Origin of the sequence: Collinsella sp. AM33-4BH (genome assembly GCF_003469205.1) — a bacterium.
In the GTDB taxonomy this organism is placed as follows: domain Bacteria; phylum Actinomycetota; class Coriobacteriia; order Coriobacteriales; family Coriobacteriaceae; genus Collinsella.
This window is the reverse complement of the sequence record NZ_QSIN01000013.1, coordinates 39,350-59,497: the sequence shown is the minus strand read 5'-3', so window position 1 is coordinate 59,497 and position 20,148 is coordinate 39,350. Positions and strand designations below refer to the sequence as shown.

The 20,148-nt window shown below is 60.5% G+C and carries 19 protein-coding genes; 8 read left to right on the top strand and 11 right to left on the bottom strand.

The features are described 5' to 3' along the window. Nucleotides 1–384: 384 nt before the first annotated feature. From DW821_RS08995 to DW821_RS08975, 5 genes are read left to right on the top strand one after another with little or no spacing between them, the layout of a single operon-like run. Nucleotides 385–1,035 (top strand): hypothetical protein, encoded by a 651-nt coding sequence (locus DW821_RS08995; RefSeq protein WP_199408098.1) that lies wholly within the window; start codon nucleotides 385–387, stop codon nucleotides 1,033–1,035. Nucleotide 1,036: 1 nt separating this feature from the next. Next, entirely contained in the window at nucleotides 1,037–4,099 is a 3,063-nt protein-coding gene (locus DW821_RS08990) for a type III restriction-modification system endonuclease (protein ID WP_033499421.1), read from the top strand. A 1-nt stretch (nucleotide 4,100) separates the two neighbouring features. After that, nucleotides 4,101–4,985 (top strand): DUF4238 domain-containing protein, encoded by an 885-nt coding sequence (locus tag DW821_RS08985; protein ID WP_022349656.1) that lies wholly within the window; start codon nucleotides 4,101–4,103, stop codon nucleotides 4,983–4,985. A gap of 24 nt (nucleotides 4,986–5,009) precedes the next feature. Continuing rightward, nucleotides 5,010–5,228: a hypothetical protein gene (locus tag DW821_RS08980; RefSeq protein WP_022349657.1), complete on the top strand. Its 219-nt coding sequence runs from the start codon at nucleotides 5,010–5,012 to the stop codon at nucleotides 5,226–5,228. Between the two features lie 51 nt (nucleotides 5,229–5,279). Further along, nucleotides 5,280–6,983, top strand: coding sequence for a DUF262 domain-containing protein (locus tag DW821_RS08975; RefSeq protein ID WP_022349658.1), 1,704 nt, complete (start codon nucleotides 5,280–5,282; stop codon nucleotides 6,981–6,983). Between the two features lie 3 nt (nucleotides 6,984–6,986). Here the strand turns inward: DW821_RS08975 and DW821_RS08970 are convergent, their stop codons facing one another. Genes DW821_RS08970 through DW821_RS08960 form a run of 3 tightly spaced genes read right to left on the bottom strand, consistent with a single transcriptional unit; the run spans nucleotide 6,987 to nucleotide 8,693 of the window. Continuing rightward, nucleotides 6,987–7,412: a hypothetical protein gene (locus DW821_RS08970; RefSeq protein WP_022349659.1), complete on the bottom strand. Its 426-nt coding sequence runs from the start codon at nucleotides 7,410–7,412 to the stop codon at nucleotides 6,987–6,989. Nucleotides 7,413–7,417: 5 nt separating this feature from the next. Next, nucleotides 7,418–8,488, bottom strand: a complete 1,071-nt coding sequence (locus DW821_RS08965; protein ID WP_022349660.1) for a site-specific integrase — start codon at nucleotides 8,486–8,488, stop codon at nucleotides 7,418–7,420. A gap of 1 nt (nucleotide 8,489) precedes the next feature. After that, nucleotides 8,490–8,693: a hypothetical protein gene (locus tag DW821_RS08960; protein WP_006681531.1), complete on the bottom strand. Its 204-nt coding sequence runs from the start codon at nucleotides 8,691–8,693 to the stop codon at nucleotides 8,490–8,492. Nucleotides 8,694–8,833: 140 nt separating this feature from the next. Here DW821_RS08960 and DW821_RS08955 point away from each other — a divergent pair, with 140 nt between their 5' ends. Then, nucleotides 8,834–9,247: a helix-turn-helix domain-containing protein gene (locus DW821_RS08955; RefSeq protein ID WP_022349661.1), complete on the top strand. Its 414-nt coding sequence runs from the start codon at nucleotides 8,834–8,836 to the stop codon at nucleotides 9,245–9,247. Between the two features lie 618 nt (nucleotides 9,248–9,865). Here DW821_RS08955 and guaA read toward each other — a convergent pair. Continuing rightward, entirely contained in the window at nucleotides 9,866–11,464 is a 1,599-nt protein-coding gene (gene guaA, locus DW821_RS08950) for a glutamine-hydrolyzing GMP synthase (RefSeq protein ID WP_117635915.1), read from the bottom strand. Between the two features lie 267 nt (nucleotides 11,465–11,731). Between guaA and DW821_RS08945 the strand changes: the two genes are divergently transcribed. Further along, on the top strand, nucleotides 11,732–12,745 hold the full coding sequence (locus DW821_RS08945; RefSeq protein WP_117636940.1) for an asparaginase: 1,014 nt from the start codon (nucleotides 11,732–11,734) through the stop codon (nucleotides 12,743–12,745). Between the two features lie 22 nt (nucleotides 12,746–12,767). Here DW821_RS08945 and DW821_RS08940 read toward each other — a convergent pair whose 3' ends face one another. Beyond that, a complete protein-coding gene (locus DW821_RS08940; protein ID WP_055251052.1) occupies nucleotides 12,768–12,986 on the bottom strand; it encodes a helix-turn-helix domain-containing protein in 219 nt (72 codons plus the stop codon). A 76-nt stretch (nucleotides 12,987–13,062) separates the two neighbouring features. Here DW821_RS08940 and DW821_RS08935 point away from each other — a divergent pair, with 76 nt between their 5' ends. Further along, entirely contained in the window at nucleotides 13,063–13,452 is a 390-nt protein-coding gene (locus DW821_RS08935) for a hypothetical protein (protein ID WP_117765271.1), read from the top strand. A gap of 9 nt (nucleotides 13,453–13,461) precedes the next feature. On the opposite strand, the gene DW821_RS08930 is transcribed toward DW821_RS08935, so the two are convergent. From DW821_RS08930 to DW821_RS08905, 6 genes are all read right to left on the bottom strand, one after another. Further along, nucleotides 13,462–13,845 carry a DUF1648 domain-containing protein gene (locus tag DW821_RS08930; protein WP_117765273.1) on the bottom strand — a complete coding sequence of 128 codons (384 nt, stop codon included), beginning with the start codon at nucleotides 13,843–13,845 and terminating at the stop codon, nucleotides 13,462–13,464. 11 nt (nucleotides 13,846–13,856) lie between these two features. Continuing rightward, nucleotides 13,857–14,933, bottom strand: coding sequence for a redox-regulated ATPase YchF (gene ychF / locus DW821_RS08925; protein ID WP_055309950.1), 1,077 nt, complete (start codon nucleotides 14,931–14,933; stop codon nucleotides 13,857–13,859). Between the two features lie 114 nt (nucleotides 14,934–15,047). Further along, complete coding sequence (locus DW821_RS08920; protein ID WP_118066561.1) at nucleotides 15,048–16,301, bottom strand: 4Fe-4S binding protein; 1,254 nt, start codon at nucleotides 16,299–16,301, stop codon at nucleotides 15,048–15,050. Between the two features lie 151 nt (nucleotides 16,302–16,452). After that, on the bottom strand, nucleotides 16,453–17,520 hold the full coding sequence (locus DW821_RS08915) for a glycerol dehydrogenase (protein ID WP_117803695.1): 1,068 nt from the start codon (nucleotides 17,518–17,520) through the stop codon (nucleotides 16,453–16,455). A gap of 147 nt (nucleotides 17,521–17,667) precedes the next feature. Continuing rightward, entirely contained in the window at nucleotides 17,668–18,768 is a 1,101-nt protein-coding gene (locus DW821_RS08910) for a glycerol dehydrogenase (protein ID WP_118066559.1), read from the bottom strand. Nucleotides 18,769–18,850: 82 nt separating this feature from the next. Continuing rightward, a complete protein-coding gene (locus DW821_RS08905) occupies nucleotides 18,851–20,074 on the bottom strand; it encodes an iron-containing alcohol dehydrogenase (RefSeq protein ID WP_035136916.1) in 1,224 nt (407 codons plus the stop codon). Nucleotides 20,075–20,148 lie beyond the last annotated feature (74 nt).

The window sequence follows — 20,148 nt, the reverse complement described above, 5'->3', positions numbered from 1 at the left end:
TATTCGCTCAATGTGTTCGGCTGAGATCGGAAATCAACCTTTACAGGTTCCCCTTATATGTAACAATCATACCGGCTTCCTAACGTTCAGAATGGTTTCTACTGTCTGCTGCGGTGTTTGGTTGGAATTGTCCAGCCAAAAGCCGATCCGTGGTGTTGTCTGCATTTTACTAAATACAAATTCAATGTATACAGAAAGAAATATATAAGGAGTGGGAGGGATTCCGCCGTAGTCGGCATTGTAGGAAAATCCAAAAGTTTAGATTTTCTCAAAATGCTTATCTTTTGGTCTTTGGTTCGGAATAGTGTAGTGCTGGCGGTCTATCTATTGTTTTCGGTTGCTTGCTTCTTTACCGTACATGAGCATTTAAGCACGGGTGATATTGTGCTTGATTTTTTCTCAGGCTCAGCATCGACCGCCCATGCCATGTTCCTGCAGGAGCTCGGAAAAGATGATCGCTATCAGTTTATCCTTGTCCAGCTTCCAGAGCCTTGTGACCCGAAACGCGACGCCTACAAGGACGGGTATGAGACTCTCTGCGACATAGGCGAAGGACGCATTCGCCGCGCAGGCGACAAAATCAAAACCGAGCTCGAGGAATCCAACCGTCAACTCAAGCTTGGCGAGGGACCCAAGCAGCTTCCCGACATCGGCTTCCGTGTGTTCGAGCTCGATGAGTCCGGCATTGAGAAGCCCGAGCCCGGTCAGCTCCTCTTCGACGTGGTCAAGCCCGATCGCTCCGATATGGATATCGTCTTCGAGATGATGCTCAAATGGGGCCTCGAGCTCACGCTGCCCGTCGAGAAGTCTGAAGCCGCGGGCTATCCCATCTGGTCCGTCGCTTGCGACGAGCTCGTCTGCTGCATGTCCCGAGGCCTCACCATTGAGGCGCTCGAGGCCATCGCCGACATGGAGCCCAGGCGCGTTCTCATCCTCGATTCCGTCCTCGACGACACCCTCAAGCTCAACGCCGTGCAGATCTTCAAGCACGCCGGCGAGCGCATGGGCTGTGAGATCGAATTGAGGACGGTCTAGCATGGCGGCGCTCGAGTTCAAGTTCTCATCCGACCAGCAGCACCAGCTGGAGGCCATCGAAGCAACCTGCGACCTGTTCCGCGGACAACAATTTATTGGCAGCGTATTCTCCGCCGATTCCGGCCGCAAAGGCCAGACGGCAATCGGCGAGCTCATGGTCGGCCACGGCAACGAGCTTCGCGTGGCGCCGGGCCAGCTCCTCGACAACCTGCACGCCGTGCAGGAGGAGGGCTGCCTCCCGGCAACCGACGTCCTCACCGATGGGCGCCTGCGAGACTTCACCGTCGAGATGGAGACCGGCACCGGCAAGACCTACGTCTACATCCGCTCCATCTACGAGCTAAACCGCCGCTACGGCATCACCAAGTTCGTTATCGTCGTGCCGAGCGTGGCCATCCGCGAGGGCGTCCTCAAGAGCCTCCAGACCACCCGCAGGCACTTCGAGACGCTCTACGACCGCACGCCGCTCGACTACTTCGTGTACGACTCGAAGGACATGGGGCCGGTGGGTAACTTCGCCACGTCGAGCTCCATCCAGGTCATGGTCATCAACATCGACGCGTTCAACAAGGGCCTCGAGAAGGATGGCACCGCGAAGGAGGGCAACCTCTTCCACCGTCCCAGCGAGAAGCTCACCGGCGGCTTCAGCCCTCGCGAGCTCGTGAGCGCCTGCAAGCCCGTCGTCATCATCGACGAGCCCCAGAGCGTCGACAACACCAAGCAGGCCAAGGCCGCCATCAAGAGCCTGAACCCGCTGTTCGTGCTGCGCTACTCGGCCACGCACAAGCAGGCCTACAACATGATCTACCGCCTCACGCCGGTCGACGCCTTCGAGCGCCACCTGGTGAAGGGCATCTGCGTGGACTCGATCAAGGCCGAGGCGAACCTCAACGGCGCGTACGTGAGGCTCGAGTCCGTCAAGTCCGACCCGTTCTCCGCCAAGGTGTCCATCGACGTGCGCCAGGCCGACGGCACGCAGAAGCGCAAGGCCGTCACGGTGAAGACCGGCAACGACCTCTACCAGAAGAGCGGCGAGAACAGCGACTACGAGAGCGGCTGGGTGGTCAACAACATCGGCGCCGCAGTGGGCGACGAGTTCATAGAGTTCCAGAACGGCGAGGTGCTCGAGCTCGGCGAGGCGCTGGGCGACGTCAACGAGGAGGTCGTCAAGCGCGCGCAGATCCGCCGCACCATCGAGGACCACCTGGCCCGCCAGTTCGAGCTGTGGCCGCGCGGCGTGAAGGTGCTCTCGCTCTTCTTCATCGACCGCGTCGACCGATACCGCGTCTACGAGCCCGAAGTCCACGGCGGCCTGTACGCCCTGATGTTTGAGGAGGAGTACGCAGGTGCCCTGAACTCGAAGGCGCCTCGTCGCATCGCAAAGGCGGCGGGGATCGGCAAGGGCACGTGGCTCGAGTGCTACGAAGCCGTCGGCGCCCCGCTGGTGCGCGACCCCCACGCCGTGCACCAGGGATACTTCGCCAAGGACAAGAAGGGCAAGTTCAAGGACTCCAAGGGAGCCGCCGGCACCGCCGACGACGCCGGGGCCTTCGAGCTCATCATGCAGAAGAAGGAGACGCTCATCTCCTTCCCGGACGGCAAGGACGCGGACAAGGACGTCTCTTTCGTCTTCAGCCACTCCGCGCTCAAGGAGGGCTGGGACAACCCCAACGTGTTCCAGATCTGCACGCTCGTCGAGACAAAGGACAACCTGACCAAGCGCCAGAAGATCGGCCGCGGTCTGCGCCTGTGCGTGAACCAGGATGGCGAGCGCCTGTACGACCCAGAGGCGAACGTGCTCACCGTCATCGCGAACGAGAGCTACGACGACTTCGCCAACGGCCTGCAGAAGGAGCTTGAGGCTGAGGACTTCAAGTTCGGCGTCATCACTCCGGAGAGCTTCACGAAGGTCACGGTCAAGGGCGATGATGGCGTCGAGGAGCGCCTGGGCTACGAGAAGTCCAAGCAGGTCTACGACCACCTCGTCGCGACCGGCATGGTCGACGACAAGGGCGCGGTGACGCCCGAGCTGAAGGCGGCCGCCGAGGAGGGCAAGGTCGAGCTCCCCGCCGAGCTCGAGCCTGCCAAGGAGCAGGTCGAGGCGATCATCATCCACAAGTCCCAGAGGGTCCAGATCCGTGACAAGGCCAAGGAGGTCTCGGTCGAGCTGCAGAAGGACGTCACGCTCGACCCTGCGTTCCAGGCCCTGTGGGACCGCATCCGCCAGCGCACGCGCTTCCAGGTCGAGGTCGACTCCGGCAAGCTCATCGAACATGCCATCGAAGCTGTCGACGGCATGCTCGCCGTGCGCCCGCCCCAGGTGACGAGCGAGCGTGCCTCGCTGGGCATCGACGACGCGGGCGTGAGCGCCGAGGGCACGGGCACCTCCGTGGTGTCCGTTTCGGGAAAGGTGAAATACGACCTTCCCGACCCGATCGCAGAGCTGCAGGACGCCGTCGGGCTCACCCGCGGCACCATCAAGGCGATCCTCGAGGGCTGCAGCCGCCTCGACGAGTTCGAGATCGACCCCGCGACCTTCCTCGCGCAGGTCGGCGACAAGATCAACCGCGTGAAGAACGACCTCATCGCCCAGGGCATCAAGTACGTGCGCCTTCCCGAGGACGAGTGGTACACCATGCGCGACCTCGAGCTTGACGACTACACGGCCTACCTTGGGCAGAACGCGTGGAAGCCGGACATGACGAGCAAGAGCCTGTACAACTACGTGGTCTACGACTCGGCGGGGGTCGAGCGCTCCTTTGCCGAGGCTCTAGACAAGCAGGAGGAGGTTCTCGTGTTCGCGAAATTGCCCTCGGCGTTCAAGATCGACACGCCGCTCGGCAGTTACAACCCCGACTGGGCGTACGTCGAGGAGGCCGACGGCGAGCGCCGCGTGTACTTCGTGACCGAGACCAAGGGCGGCAAGAACGGCGAGCCCGCCCTGCGCGACGCGGAGAAGATCAAGATCGGCTGCGCCAAGAAGCACTTCGAGGCGCTGGACCTCGGAAACGACTTCCATTACAACGTGCGCACGACCTACCAATACGAGGCGGTGAAGGCTTAGGATGTCGAAGCTGCCCGGAAAGATGACGCGAAAGCAGCACTGGGTGCCGCGGTTCTACCTGCGCCATTTCGCGGATTCCTCCGGGCAGCTTCATGCCTACAGCAGACAGAAGGGCTCCTTCTTCCGCACGAATTGCGAGAACCTTTGCAGCATGCGCGATCTTTATGAGGTCGAGCATGCCGATGCGACAGGCGATGCGACAGACAGATTCTATGCGCAGAACCTCATCGAGGTTAAGCTATCTGAGCTCGAGAGCCGCATCGCGCCGCTTTACGATCGCTTTTTGGAACGCCAGAAAGAAGACCAGTGCGAAGACGAAGGGTATTCTGATGGGAAAGCCGCCGTTTGCGAGCTGGCAGCAAATATCATCGTCCGGCACCCTATCAGTATGCGCGTCGACAAGAAATGGTCACGCGAGACTGCCGAAGAGCTGCTCAGAAACGTTCATCTGACACCCTATGAGCTCGGCTTGCTCGATTGGTCGGATTGGCGCGGGGATTCCCAAGCGGTGGTCGAGCTTGCCGCCGCCGCAACCATGCTCTTCTCCAACGATGATATTGTGCCAGTTAACCGTATTCGAAAGGCTTTTTTTGAGAAGAGCTTCTCCATCCTTAGGGCACCCGTCGGCTCAGGGTTCGTTACGACGTCGATGCCTATGTTCATCATCGGGCCCGAGGACGACTCGTACGATTTTCATCTCGCGTATATGCCGTTGAGCAGTGAGTATGCTGCGGTCTTTTCAGATGACCCTCTATTTCCGCCGTTTGCGAGACTCGGTTTTTCGGGCGTCGAGTTCATGAACCGACTTCTTCTGCTTAACTGCGAGCATTGGGATGTCGCCATATCGAGGGGAAGCGGCCCGCTCGAGCACGCGGTACGCGATTGAAGTCAAGCGAACAGTGCCGAATTCATGCACGAGATGTTCACGCGCGACGGCAGGGAGCTATCCCTCGACACAGTGATCTACGACCGCTCGAAGAAGAAGGGGCAGACGATGATCGATACCATCGACCGTGGCTGCCTCGAGGGCGGCTGCCTTGATGACGAGGACCTGCGCATCATCTTCGAGCACCTTCTGGGGAGAAGACGGCAAGGACCGGGAACATTAAAGGGTCAAGCAGCGTATTGATAAAATTGACCCCGCCAGCAATAACCGCAAAGGATAGATAGGGCTTTAAGGATGGATGCAGGAAAAGCAACGATAAGCGGCGTGTTCAACGGATCGCGCCTGCTCGAAATACCTTTTTACCAAAGGGCGTACGTCTGGGGAGAAGAGCAATGGGAGCGTTTCCTCGGCGACATGGAGTTCGTCACGGCCTCGAAGCGGCCCTATTTCCTGGGCTCCATCATCCTGAAGCAGGCCTCCTCCGGCAACACCTGGTCCGAGGTCTCCGAGGTTCGCACCGTCATCGACGGCCAGCAGCGACTCACGACCATGGTCATCTTCTTCAAGGCACTCTGTGCAAAAAACGGCACCAACAATTTGTTTGAGCGAGATTTCGTCCTGGAGACCGGCGATGTCGCCTTGCGGCACGGCAAGTACGACCGGCAGGATTTCGAAAAGGTCGTCAGCGCCACGGGCTGCGAACCCCTCGAGGGCTCCTCGGCCATCGTCCTTGCCTACAACTACTTCCTCAAGAATATCGACCCGGAGAAGGTCGACAGGAACACGATCAAGTCGAACGTCCAGTTCGTCTGCATCGATCTTACCGAGGGCGAGGACGAGCAGCAGATATTCGACACCATCAACTCGCTCGGGGTGCGCCTGACGACGGCGGAGCTCCTTAAGAACTACTTCTTCAACCGCGAGAACGAGCAGGCGTTCAAGGAGTGCTGGGAAGACGTCTTCGAGCCCACGGCTGAGAAGAGGGAGTATTGGGAGCAGGAGATCGTTACCGGGCGCATCAAGCGCACGCTCGTCGACCTCTTCTTCGACGCGTTCCTCCAGATTCTGGTCCAGGACAAGAGGCGTGGCGTCACGACCGAGGACAAGCTCTTCTATTCGCGTACTTCGAACCTCTTCCAGTCCTACAAGGATTTCATCGGCAGGTACTGCAACGGCGACAAGGTCGAGATTCTCGACAACATGAAGGCGTATGCCGAGGCGTTCGAGTCCACGTTCGACCCTGGCTACTGCGACGCGGACATCCCCTCCGCTTCCGGCGTCGAGCGCCTGAACGTGCTGATATTCGGCCTCAAGAACTCGACGCTCATCCCGTACGTGCTCTACGTTCGAAAGAACGCGGAGTCTTCGAGCGAGGAATCTAAGATCTACGCCCTGCTTGAGAGCTACATCGTCCGCCGAATGCTGGTTCAGGCGACCACGAAGAACTACAACAGGCTGTTCACCTCGCTGATCTTGAACGAGGTGAAGGACGCGGAGGCGCTGAGGAAGGCTCTCGAAGCCAATGACGAGGCGACGACGTACATGCCCGGCGACGCCGAGGTTCGAGCGGCATTCGAGGAATCGTGTCTGTACAACCTCCAGTCCAAGGGCGTCCTCTATCTGCTGGAAAGCGCCATTCGTCCGGGCATGAGCAGCACGGCCCTGCTCGGGTTCAACCAGTACACCCTCGAGCACATGATGCCCAAGAAGTGGCGCAACAAATGGGGAGCCCTCGACGATGAGGCTGCCACGCGAAGGGACCGGAAGCTCCTCACGCTCGGCAACCTCGCCATCATCACGCATTCGCTCAACGCCTCCATCCGCGATGCCGATTGGCCCACCAAGAAGCAGGGAAAGGGATACAAGGACGGCCTTGCCCTCTGCGCCGCCGGCCTTGCGACCATGGCCGGCGCCCTAGAGAAGGAGTCTTGGAACGAGGGCGATATCGCCGATCGCGCCGAATGGCTTGCGGACAAGGCGTTGGAGGTCTGGCGCTAGGCCCTACCTGCGTCCCATCTCGAAGATGCTTGCGGTGTCGGAACCCGCATCGATGACGGATGGAACCGGCTCTTCCAAAAACGTAGTTCGTGGCGATGTCTCTTCCGTCGGCGCGTCAAGAGGCTCGCCGAGCGCTAGGAAGAACCTCATCACGTGCTCAATTCTCTGTTGCAGGGACTCGCTCAGCTCGCCGTAGGAGGCCGCCAGCCGCACCTCCTTGGCCAATTCCGCCATCGAGTCCCTCAGTGCCTTCTGCACGCTCACGGAGGGCCTCACCTCGACCTGGGTATCGGTGAGCTTGGCGATGATGTAGTCCTGCCTGTTCATGCCGCTCCAGGCTGCCATCTCGCATATGAGCTTGCGCTCCTCGGGCGTGCAGCGGAACGCCATCGTCTTGCTGCGCTTGCGGGCGCTGTTCTCGCACGGCATCCTTCTTACCCCCTCGCCCCGTCGAGCGCGGCGGCCATCTCGTCCTGCTTCGTGGGGAACAGGTGCGCGTAGCGGTAGGTGATGTCCACCGCCTCGTGGCCCATGCGCTCGGCGATGGCCAGCGCGGAGAAGCCCATCTCTATCAGCAGGCTCACATGGCTGTGGCGTATGTCGTGTATGCGGATGCGCTTCACGCCCGACGCCTTGCACCCGCGCTCCATCTCGTGGGCCAGGAAGTGCTTGGTCACGGCGAACAGGCGCTCGTCGGGGGCGACGTCGTCGCGCATCTCGATGAAGTCCGCCATCTCGTCGCGCAGGAAGGCGGGCATGACGATCGTGCGCACGGACTTGGGCGTCTTGGGGTCGGTCACGGTGTCAACGCCGTTGAGGCTCTGGTACGACTTGTTGATGCGCAGCCGCGAGCTCTCCAGCATGAAGTCGGACGGCGTGAGCGCCAGGAGCTCGCCGCAGCGTATGCCCGTCCAGTAAAGCAGCTCGAAGGCGTGGAATGAGAGAGGCTTGTCCATGACGGCCTCGCTGAACCTCAGGTACTCGTCCTTGGTCCAGAACTGCATCTCGCCGCCCTTCTTCGAGCCTATCTTGTCGACCCTGCGCACCGGGTTGTCGCTGAGGCCGTAGTAGCGCTCGGCGTGGTTGAAGATGGCGTTGAGCTGGTTGTTCACTGTGCGCAGGTACGTCGGTGCCCAGGGCTTCCCGTCGGCGTCCCGGTGCTCGGTGAGCTCGTTTTGCCACCTGATGACGTCGATCGGCCTCACGTCGCACATGCGCATGTCCCCGAAGAACGGCACGAGCTTGTCGTTGATGATGTACTCCTTGGTGATCCACGTGTGCTCGCGTATGCGCGGCTTCACCTCGGAGGCGTACACCTCGACGAACTCGGAGAACGTCATGTCCATGGCCCCGCCGTTAAGGCTCTTGAACTGGCTCTCCCACACTGCGGCCTCCACCTCGGAGGAGAAGCCGCGCTTCGTCTTGTGGCGCTTCGAGCCGCGGGCGTCGCGGTAGTAGCACTGCACGTAGAACGTGCCGTTGCCGTCGTCCTTGTACACGGGCATGTCAGTCCACCTCCGGGAAGTACAGGGCGTCGAAGACGTCGCTTCGAACGCGCCCGCGGATGACCACGCGCCCGCGCGCCTCCTGCTCGGCGTTTATCTTCCTGATCACCTCGTAGGCGCTGCCTTTCTTGATCCTCAGCAGCTCCGCGACCTCGTCGGCGTCCAGCATGTGCGGCCTCGGCGTCTTCGCCACCTTCTCGTCCATGGCTCCTCCAATCAATGGCGTACGGATACGTACGGTTCACAGATTCAGAGTAAACGTACATATCTGTACTGTCAATAGAATTGCGTACATTTGCGTACGCTGATAAGATGTGCTGGTACGTAATTCCAGGAGGAGGGCTCATGTCCGTAGGCGAGAACATAAGGCGGTACCGCAAGTCGCGCGGCATGACGCAGGCGCAGCTCGCCGAGGCGGTCGGCCTGACCGAGGGGGCCGTGCGCCACTACGAGAGCGGCATCCGCGCCGTGAAGCCCGAGCTGCTCGAGTCCATCTCCGCGGCGCTCGGCGTGTCCGTCAACGCCCTCAAGGATTACGGCGTCGAGACTGCGGGCGACCTCATGTCGCTGCTCGTGCGGCTCGAGGACTCCTTCGGCATCGTGCCCGCAGCCGACGGCACGGGCCTCTCCCTGAACCCCAAGGCGCCGCACGCGCCCAAAGCCGCGATGGCGATCGAACTGTGGGCAGAGAAGCGCGCGCAGCTCGAAAACGGCAAGATCGACGCCGACGAATACGAGGACTGGAAAGCCTCGCTGTAGCGGCTCTCCGCATTTCGCGATCAACGCAACCGAATCAGGACGGTGGACCAGGCGGCGAGCGCCGCTCGGGCCTGCGTAAGCTGAGTTTTTACTCCCCATTGCATGCCAAGGCATTTCCGGCGCACCTGGGGAGTAAATGACGCGGTGGCTTACACGGCGGCACGCGGCAGTACGCCGCGGCATTTCCCCTGGTTACTCCCGTTTTCATTGAGGCGGCGAGATTCTTTACTCCCCATTAACCACCTGGGAAAACGCTGTGAGAAGACCGCCGAAAAGCCTATTGAGTTCGATTTGAGTTTCACAGGCCCCGAAACGGCCCCGTTTGGCTCTCGGAGACAAAAATCGCGCGTCTACTCACTTGGGATGAATCCTTACTCCCGTTCCTCCGAATGCCGCACCGTGCCTTGCCGTCTTGAAACACGGGGGAGTAAATTGCGAAATCGCAGGTGAAAGGGAGTAAAACGACAAAGAAAAAGCCTCCGTCCCAACGCGGGAACGGAGGCTCGGTTATCGTATTTACTCACCAACATCGCTGGCGGCTTTGCCATGACTCTCGTACGAAACGAAACTCAGCGGCACAGTGCGGCACTCAAAAATGCAGGTCAGAACCCTATCAGCCTACTCCCACTCGATGGTCGCGGGCGGCTTGGACGTGATGTCGTAGCACACGCGGTTGGCGCCGGGAACCTCGGCAACGATGCGGCCGGAAATGCGGGCCAGCACGTCGTAGGGCAGCTTGGCCCAGTCGGCGGTCATGGCGTCGCTGGACTCGACGGCGCGCAGGATGATCGGGCGCTGATAGGTGCGCTCGTCGCCCATAACGCCAACGGACTTAATATCGGGCAGGACCGCGAAATACTGCCAGCAGCTGTGCTCGGAGTTGCGCTCGCCGGTCTGCTCAAACAGGCGCTGGTTGTAGGCGTCGAGCTCCTCGCGCACGATAGCGTCGGCGTTCTTGAGGATCTCGAGCTTCTCTTTGTCGACCGCACCGATGATGCGGATGGCAAGACCCGGGCCCGGGAAAGGCTGACGGAACACGATGTGACCCGGCAGACCCAGCGCCAGACCAAGCGCGCGGACCTCGTCCTTAAAGAAGTGGTCGAGCGGCTCAATGAGGTCGAAGTGCACGCCCTCGGGGAACGGGATCAGGTTGTGATGGCTCTTGATGGTGGCCGTCTTGCCGCCCGTCTTGCGAGCGCCGGACTCGATGATGTCGGGGTAGATGGTGCCCTGAGCCAGGTACTTCACGGGTTTACCATCGGTCTCAAGCTGCTGAGCAACCGCGAAGAACTCTTTCCAGAACTGCGTACCGATGATGCGGCGCTTCTCCTCGGGCTCGGTCACGCCGGCCAGAAGCTCGGCATAACGGTCCTCGGCGTGGACGTGGATAAAGTCGACGTCAAACTGCTTGGTGAAGACCTCCTCCACCTGCTCGGGCTCGCCCTTGCGCAGCAGACCGTGGTTGATGAACACGCAGGTCATCTGCTTGCCTACGGCGCGGGCGCCCAGCGCAGCCACGACGGAGGAGTCGACGCCGCCGGACAGGGCCAGAATCACGCGGTCGTTGCCGACCTTCTCGCGGAACTCGGCCGTCATGGTCTCGACCAGGTTGTCCATGCTCCAGTTGGGCTCCAGGCCGCAGATCTCAAACAGGAAGTTGCTCAGCAGCTGCTGACCGTACTCGGAATGCTTGACCTCGGGGTGGAACTGCGTGGTGAAGATCTTGCGCTCGACGCACTCCATGGCGGCAACCGGGCACACGTCGGTGCTGGCGGTAACGGTAAAGCCCTCGGGCACCTCGGAGACGGCATCGCGGTGGCTCATCCACACGGTCTGCTCCATGGGCGTGGAGTTAAAGAGCTTGGCGCCTGCCGTGCGCGTGATGGTGGCGCGGCCATACTCGCCCACCTCGGAGTGGCCGACCTTGCCACCGAGCGTCACGGCCGTGATCTGATGACCGTAGCAGAAGCCCAGGACGGGAAGGCCCAGGTCAAAGATGGCGGGGTCGATGGACGGAGCGTCCTCGGCATACACAGAAGCCGGGCCGCCGGAAAGGATGAGCGCAGAGGCGTTCATCTCGCGAATCTCGTCGGCCGAGATGTCGCAGGGAACGATCTCGGAATACACGTTGAGGTCGCGGACGCGACGGGCAATGAGCTGACCGTACTGCGCACCAAAGTCGAGTACGAGGACCTTTGCGGAAGCCTTTTGATCCATGGTTTCCCCCTCTTGTTGGCGGGGAGCCGATGCTCACCCGCGTGAATGAACGAAATAGCTTTCATAGTGTACACGTTATATGGGGTTTCTCGTCCCTCGCAACCATCAGCGCACGGCAAACGCACGACCTGGACCCCTATTTGACGGCAATTGAAGTGTTACCGAACGTTACAGATGATGTAATACGTTTGAACATTGGACGCCCTGTGCCACAATACTGCCGAACGACTCCGCCCTCGCGGCGGCAAATACGATAGGAATACCAGCATGAAGCGCATCCTTCTCATCGCCACGGGCGGCACCATCGCATCGACCGAGGACGGCAACGGCCTCTCCCCCGCCCTGACCGGTGAGGAACTCGCCCAGAGCGTTCCCGAGATCTCGGGCCTCTGCGAGCTCGACGTCGTGCAGCCCATGAACATCGACAGCACCAATATGCGCCCGAGCGACTGGATGCGTATCCGCGACGTCATCGTCGAAGGCTATGCCGATCACGACGGCTTCGTAGTCCTTCACGGCACCGACACCATGAGCTACACCGCGGCAGCGCTTTCCTATCTGATTCAGGACAGTCCCAAGCCCATCGTACTCACCGGCTCGCAAAAGCCCATGGGCAACCCCTTTACCGATGCCAAGCTCAACCTGTACCAGAGCCTGCTCTATGCGCTCGACGAGCATTCACACGACGTCTCGATCGTGTTTGGCGGCGTCGCCATTGCCGGCACGCGCGCCCGCAAGCAGCGCACCATGAGCTTTAACGCGTTCATTAGTGTCAACTATCCGCCCATTGCCTACATCCGCAACGACCGCATTGTGCGCAACGGGCTTCACGGCACTCACCAGAATGAGAATCCGGTTCGTTTCTACGACAGTATCGACCCGCGCGTGTTTGTCCTTAAGCTGACACCCGGCGTGAACCCGGGTATCCTGGACGCCCTTGCCGATAGCTACGACGCCATGATTCTGGAGACCTTTGGCATTGGCGGTATCCCCGAGTTTGGTGAGTCGGGCGAGTCATTCCAGGAGGCGATTTTCCGCTGGGTCGATTCGGGCCGTACTGTCGTTATGACCACGCAGGTCCCCGAAGAGGGCCTCGATTTGGGCGTTTATGAGGTCGGCCGTGCTTACGCGGATCATCCGGGCATTCTGCGCGGCGACGACATGACCACCGAGACGCTCGTGGCCAAGACCATGTGGGCGCTCGGCCAGTCACGCGATGCCGCCGAGATCCAGCGCCTGTTCTACAGCCAAGTCAACCACGACCGCATCCCGATGGCGTAATTCAGTTGTCGACGGGTATCCCCTATTCGATGCCCTCGAGAAGCTCTGATACCGTCATGCCGAGTGCGGGCGCGATCTTAAATAGAACCTTGAGCGTGAAATTTGCCGTCCCATCTTCGATTCGGTCGAGGTAGGGTCGGCTGATTCCTGTCGCCACACAAAAATCGACCTTGGAGATACCAAGGTCCCTGCGCGTCTGCTCGACTCGCTTGCCAAGAATCTGTTTCGCACGTTCGTCCATGCAGCCGAGTTTGAAATGGAGCCGAACATAAACGTAAACTATAGTTTACGTTTTGCCGAATACACAGGAGTTTTCTATGTCGGGTTCTTCGGTCCGCACGTACCGAGCCACGCTTCGCACAAACAGCGCACCGCCCAAGCTCGTCGTCGTTGAAGCAGAATATCTTTCGCCCGATGAGCGCACAGCATTTGCATTGCTATCAAGTCGCGTCGCCGCCGTTCTGGTCCCTTGTCCGGCGCAAGGTGCGCTTGCCATCCAATGCCAAGCGCACAGCCGCTCGCTCAATCAGGCTGCCGTAATCGTAACCAGCCAGCGTGGCCTGCCCCTTCTCCTGGAAGCCGGCGTCGCGCTCGCCCTTCGCGGTGCCGGATACGAAAACGAGGCCGCCGCCGACATGGTCTTTCAACCACGATCGAGCGGCGGCCTCGCAGCAGCCATCGAATATGCTTGCAGGCTCGTTGCCTAAAGGCGCAAGCTAAAAGCCCAGGCCAAAGCCCATACCGGTAATCGCCGAATACATAAAGTAGACGTTGATTACGTTGAGAAATACACCCGTGATGCAACCGTTGCGCAGGTAGCGCTCGCACACGATGCGTGCCATGGCGGCGGAGTCATCGTTGTTTTTTGCCTGGCGCCCCGCCGTAAAGTACGTCGCCACGCTCAGCAGCAGATTGAGCACCGGCAACGCCAGCAGCTCGTAGCTCTTGCCCCAGCGCGTCGCCTCGCCGGCAGCATTAAACTTTGTTGCCACCTCGGGACCAATGTTGGGGATAACACACGCTGCGACCACCAGCGGAATCACCGCAAGTACGAGCAGCGCAATACCCATGTAGCCAGCTTTTTTGCCATATTTAAACATATGCGTCGTCCTTACACGTTAAAGCGGAAGTGCACGACGTCGCCATCGGCCATAACATAGTCCTTGCCCTCAATACGCAGCTTGCCGGCAGCCTTGGCGCCCTGCTCGCCACCGAGCTCGATGTAATCGTCGTAGCCAATGACCTCGGCCTTAATAAAGCCGCGCTCAAAGTCGGTGTGGATGACGCCGGCGGCCTGCGGGGCGGTCGCGCCCTGACGCACCGTCCAGGCCTTGACCTCCATCTCGCCGGCCGTAAAGAACGACTGCAGGCCGAGCAGCTTGTAGGCTGCCTGCGCGAGCACGTCCAGGCCGGGCTGCTCCAGGCCCAGGCTCTCCAGGTAGTCGGCAGCGTCCTCGGGATCGAGCTCGGAAAGCTCGGCCTCGATCTTGGCGCAGATCGGCAGCGGCTTGACACCGTCGATGGGTGCCAGGTCCTCGTTGAGCATGTCCTCGTCTACGTTGGCCACATACAGGATGGGCTTCATGGTGAGCAGGAACAGGCCCTTGGCAGCGGCGCGCTCCTCGTCGGTCATCTCCATGGATGCGGCGCGCTTGCCCTCGTTGAGCCAGGCAAGCAGACGCTTGGCAACCTCGAACTTGGGCATGAGCTCCTTGTCGCGCTTGGCCTCTTTCTCGAGCTTGGGCAGCTGCTTCTCGAGCGTGCCCATGTCGGCCAAGATGAGCTCGGTCATGATGGTGTCGGCATCGCCGGCGGGATCGACGAACTCGCCGGTGCGGCCCACCTCACGCATGACGTTGGGGTCCTTAAAGTAGCGCACGACCTCGCAGATGGCGTCGGTCTCGCGGATGTTTGCCAAGAACTGGTTGCCCAGACCCTCGCCCTCGTTAGCGCCCTTCACCAGACCTGCGATGTCGACGAACTCGACCGTAGCCGGCACAATGCGACCCGGGTTGACGATGTCGGCGAGCTTTTGCAGGCGGCTATCGGGCACATCGACGATACCCACGTTGGGGTCGATCGTGGCGAACGGGTAGTTGGCGGCAAGGCCGGTCTTTTTGGTAAGCGCGGTGAACAGCGTCGACTTGCCCACGTTGGGCAGGCCCACGATACCGATGGAAAGGGACACGACAGCTCCTTTTGATACAGGTACTTCAAACTGCATAAGTATAGCGCCGCCGCAGCATCTGGGCGAACCCGGACGCCACGGCGGCACGAATGAAGCAGAGATAGAGGTCGCTGACTAGTCCGCGAGCTTTTCCACCTGGTCGAGCATCTTGTCAAGCTTGGCCTTTGCCTCGGCCTTGACCTTCTCAGCTTCTTCGTGAGCCTTCGCCTTCTGGGCGGCCTTTTCCTCGGCTTCGGGATCGACGACGACCAGATTGGACGCGTCATGCTTAACTAACTTGAGCGCATGCTCGGGGCACACCTTGACGCAGGCTCCGCAACCCAGGCAATACGTGGATTCCAGTGCAAAGCGGCCGCTTCCCACCAGATCGCAGGCAAACGTGGGGCATACGTTGACGCACTCGCCACACGACGTGCACTTGTCAAAATCGCACTCCGGCGTGCTCACCTGCATGTTCTGGGCAAGCTCGGGGTGGTTTTGCAGCGTCGAGAGCACCAGCTGCCGCCCGTGCGTGAGCGAACGGCGACGCTTGGTCGTCGTGGTGCCGCACATGGTGTTGAGCGTACGCTCCAACTGGGTAATCTGATGGCGATGGGCTTTGAGCTTCTGCGTCACCGAGGCCAGTGCCGCCGTTGACGGATTGAGCTTTGTCACGGTAAGGCCCGTGGTGCGGGCGATCTTTTCCATGTACTCCTTGCGCTCGTACTCGCGGCGCTTATGACATTTGAGGCTCTTGGGATCGACCTCCAGGCCCATGCCCGTACCGGCCCACTCCTCGGCGGTGGCGATGGCCTCGCCCAGAATATCCTCGCCACCGGTGTTGCGGCACTTATCGCACACGCCCAACGGCAGGTACACGCTCACGTTGGGATAGTCCGCCAGCACCGAGAACCAGGTCTCGGCCGTAATATCGCCCACGCAGGCGACGACGACCTCGTTTTCGCGCGGCATGCGCTTAAGGGCGCGCGTGCAGGTGACGTAGGCGGTCTCGTGGCTCGTAGCAGCAGAGACGATGTCGTCATACAGGTTTTTGGGCGCCAAGCGCGGCGAGATGATCGCCTCGGTCGGACAGGCAGCGGCGCACAGGCCGCACTTGCGACAGGAGTCGAGGATCTCGATGGCGTCTTCCTCGACCTCGATAGCGTTGACCGGGCACACGTCCATGCACGCGGTGCAGCCGCTCTTTTCGTTTTTGCAGGTCAGACACGGAATGGTGTTGCCACGCGGACGCTCCTTGTAGTCGGCAGGATTCCACTGCGGCGCCGACGGATCGAGCGCATCGGTCACGCCGCCAAGCGGGTTTTTAAGAAAGTCGAAACCCTTGCTGATCTCGATAATGTCATCAAATAGATCGTGTTCCTGCGCCATGCGCGGCCCCTCCCTGAGCAGTGCAAACAAGCAAGAGATAATGATACGCTATCGGCCCGTGCCTCGGGCAAATTACACGCGGAGCACCTTTGCGGCAAATAGCCTATGGCCTATCGCCGCCCCGATTGCACAAGGTCGATCAAGCGCCAAACTATGCCTCGCGCATGAGCTCGACGAGCTTTTGCTTGGTCACCTTGGCCTGCTCGTTGGCCATATTGCGTTCGTTTCTAAAGGCCGCATCCGCAACGCTCATCAGGTCGGCATCGGAAATCTCGCCAAGGCCCAGCTCCTCGAGCGTCGTCGGCAGACCAACGCGCTGACAAAACTCGAGCACCTGTTCAAGCTCGGGCGCACGCTCCAGACGAAGCTGGACCACCAGACCAAACGCCACGGCCTCGCCGTGCATAGCCTTGCACTCGGGCAAAATCGTCAGGCCGTTGGCGATGGCATGCGCCAACGCCAAGCCACCGCTCTCAAAGCCAACGCCCGAAAGCAGGATGTTGCACTCGATCAGGCGCTCAACCGCTGGTGACATGCGACCCTTCTTGATGTCGCGCTTGGCAGCGACGCCGCATTCCATAAGCGTGTCGTAGCAGGCACGTGCCGCGACCAGTGCCAAGTGCCCCGGCGCGCCACCGTGCTCGTTCGCACCTCTCGCCGCGGCGCACGAACGCGCCTCGAAGTACGTTGCCAGCGCATCGCCCATACCGGCGACCGTCATACGCAGTGGGGCCGCCGCGACCACGTTGGTATCGACCACGACCAGGTCCGGATTCTTCTCGAGCATCAGATAGCGATCGAACGACCCATCCTCGTGATACAGCACCGAAATCGCGCTGCACGGACCGTCCATCGAAGCCGCCGTGGGGCATACACACAACGGCAGCTCAGCATAAAACGCAACGGCCTTTGCGATATCGAGCATCTTGCCGCCGCCAATGCCCACCACCATGTCGCAATACTCGGCCTGGGCTTCCTTGGCCATTTCGACAACGGCATCTTCCGTACACGGACCGTTGTAAATCTTAAAGAACGGCTCGCTTAGATCTTCATCCAGAAATCCATCGACGATCTGCCTGCACAGCCGATCCTCGGTGCCCTGGTCAAACAAGACATAGGCAGCGCAGCCCAACCATGACAAATACCTGCCCTGACGCGAAAGTTCGCCCGGCCCCTGAACATACCGGCCGGGACCGCCGTAAACCATAGGAAGCGCCATACGAGAATCCGCCCTTCATCAAACAACGATTGGTGCAAAGTAACCTGACCCCTTTGCACCAACTTGGTGCGATGGGGTCAGGTTAGTTTGCACCATAGCAAAAAGGGGCAAAGCCGTCTGCTGGCTTTGCCCCTTCCTTAGCTTGATTTACTCATCCATGAGATAGTAGTGTCCCAGCGCGTCGGCACCCAGGATGGCGTTTGCGACCATCTCGGGCGTCACCTCAAACGGCATATTGCACATGGTGTCATCGGGCGCGCAGGCGGCCTCGGCAACAATCATGGCCTGTTCGCGCGTAAGCTCGGCAACGCCAAGTTCCTTCATCGTGACCGGCAGGCCCAGCTCAATGCAGAAGCCCAAGACTTCCTCGAGTTTCTCAGCCGGAGCATCCTCGAGTACCAGCTGAACGATGGTGCCAAAGGCGACCTTCTCGCCGTGATACATGCCGTGGCACTCGGGCAGCATCGTCAGGCCATTGTGGATGGCATGAGCAGCAGCAAGGCCCGAGCTCTCAAAGCCAATGCCCGAAAGCAGCGTATTGGCCTCGATGATATGCTCGACGGCAGGCGTGAGCGCACCCTTCTCCAGCGCGACCTTGGCCTTGACGCCATCGGCCATAAGCGTCTCGTAGCAGAGCTTGGCGAGCGCCAGGCCGGCCATTCCGCCCTTGCCGCCGGCGCAAGTGCCACCGTCGGCATCATGCGTCGCCTGGGCCTCAAAGTAGGTTGCGAGCGCATCGCCCATACCGGAAACCGTCAGGCGCACCGGGCTCGCCGCGATAACCGTCGTATCCATCAGGACAATGTTGGGGTTTGCCTTAAGGAAGAGATATTTATCGAACTGGCCATCGTCGGTGTAGAGCACCGAAAGCGCCGAACATGGGGCATCGGTCGAAGCAATGGTGGGGCAAATGATAACCGGGGACTCCAGGTAATAGGCGACGGCCTTCGCGGTGTCGAGGATCTTGCCGCCACCGACGCCGACGATGATGTCGCAACCGTTGTCGCGAGCGAGCGCGACCAGGCGATCGACCTCGCCCTTGGAGCACTCGCCGTTAAAGTCCTCAAACAGCAGCTCGGCCTTAGCCTCGGCAAAACCGCCCTCGATCTTGGCACCGACGCGCTTCTTGCCCGAAGGCGTCACGACGACGAGGGCCTTAGCGCCGAGCGGCTCGACATAGGAGCCGAGCTTGGCGAGCTCGTCCGGACCCTGGATGTACTTGCTGGGGCTATTGAAAATTGCAGCCATAACTATCCCATTCTCTAAAAGAAAAAGAAAGGGGCTCCGTACAGATACGTGCGGAGCCCCTCGTTACGATAACAAGAGTCGATTAGAAATCGATGTCGGTGTCGTAGTAGCAGGCCTTGAGAATCTTCTCGAAGTCGGCAGCCTTGGTCTCACGCGGGTTCTCGGGCGTGCAGGCGTCCTGCTCGGCGTTCGCGGCGATCTCGGGGAGCTTGGCGAGGAACTCCTCCTCGGAAACCATCTGCGGGTTCTCGGCGTCGACCTTCACGCCACCATTCGCGTAATCCTTGATGGACTGCGGAATGTTGAGCTGGTCGTTGAGGTCGCGGATCTTCTGGACGAGCGCAGCGATGAGCTCCTCGTTGGTCTCGCCGGGAAGGTGCAGGATCTCCTTGGCCACGTAAGCGTAACGCTCGGCAGCACGCGGGTCCTTGGAGTTCCACTGGATGACCTTGCCCAGGTACATGGCGTTAGCAGCACCGTGGATGATGTGGCCGTTCTCGAAGGCAGCACCGGTCTTGTGAGCCATGGAGTGAACGATGCCGAGCAGGCCCGAGGAGAAGGCGATACCGGCGATGCACTGAGCCTCGTGCATGTGCTGACGGGCCTCATGGTCGCCAGCATAGGACTTGGGCAGCCACTCGACGATCTCGCGGATGCCGTGCAGGGCGTTGGCGTCGGTGAACATAGAGGCGCAGGTGGAAACGTAGGCCTCCATGCAGTGGGTCAGAGCATCCATGCCGGTGTGAGCGCACAGCTTGGCGGGCATGGTGTAGGTGAGCTCGGGGTCGACGATGGCGACATCAGGGGTGATGTTGAAGTCGGCCAGCGGGTACTTGATGCCCTTGGCGTAGTCGGTGATGACGGAGAACGCGGTGACCTCGGTAGCGGTGCCGGAGGTAGAGGAGATGGCGCAGAAATGAGCCTTCTGACGCAGCTCGGGGAAGCTGAACGGCTGGATGATGTTATCGAAGGACTCCTCGGGATACTCGTAGAAGACCCACATGGCCTTAGCGGCATCGATGGGCGAGCCGCCGCCGATGGCGATAATCCAGTCGGGCTCGAACTCGCGCATGGCCTCGGCGCCCTTCATGACCGTCTCGATGGACGGATCGGACTCGACGCCCTCGAACAGCTTGACCTCGAAGCCGCCCTCTTTGAGGTCGGCCTCAACGTCCTGCAGGAACCCGCCGCGGCGCATAGAGCTGCCGCCAGAAACGATGATGGCCTTCTTGCCCTTGAGGTTCTTCACCTCGTGGCGAGCGCCCTCACCAAAGTACAGATCGCGAGGATTGGTAAAACGTCCCATACTGTGCCTCCTAAACAAGCCCCTCTTAGACTTGCGTATATAACGGAGCACCCGATTGGCTCCGTTAGGACCGT